The organism is Bradyrhizobium sp. Leo170 (assembly GCF_004296405.1).
Taxonomy (GTDB): domain Bacteria; phylum Pseudomonadota; class Alphaproteobacteria; order Rhizobiales; family Xanthobacteraceae; genus Bradyrhizobium.
On the sequence record NZ_PSRR01000858.1, the window covers coordinates 1 to 529 of the forward strand.

1 protein-coding gene is annotated in these 529 nt (G+C 62.2%); it reads right to left on the reverse strand.

Annotation, left to right across the window (positions count from 1 at the left end):
* Window positions 1-14: 14 nt before the first annotated feature.
* Complete coding sequence (locus tag CWO89_RS45110) at window positions 15-401, reverse strand: AMP-binding enzyme (protein ID WP_130584479.1); 387 nt, start codon at window positions 399-401, stop codon at window positions 15-17.
* Window positions 402-529 lie beyond the last annotated feature (128 nt).

Consider the following 529-nt stretch of genomic DNA (forward strand, 5'->3'; position numbering starts at 1 on the left):
TCTAGCGCCGGTTCTCACTGCAAACGCTGGTGAGCGGGTATGCCGAAAATAAGTTGTGCCAACGCGTGGCGATCAATCTCCCCGAGCGGGTTGCGCGGCACAGCGTCCACGACCACCAGCAGCTCCGGCACTTTGTAATCCGCCAGCTGCTCCCTGGTGGCGCCCAGAATGTTATCGATTGCCGCCTCGTCGCTACCGCCCTCAAGCTGCACAACGGCCGCCACACGCTGGCCTAGCACAGGATCCGGCGCGCCAAAGACCGCCGCGTCGCGCACCAGCGGATGGCTCAGCAACGCTCTTTCGATCTCGATCGGTGAAATAGCGGACCCGCCGCGGACTATGACATCCTTCTCGCGACCAGCGGCCGGCGTCACGCTCCGGTAGTTCATGCGTTGCGTCATCCGAGAATTCCTTACAAGGTTTTGAGCTGTCGGCGTCGCGGTACCGGATCGCGATCAACTTGATCGCGCCTCCGGATTTGCTCGCCCGCTCCATTTCTTCCGCGGAAGCGATGTGCTCATCCGGCTCA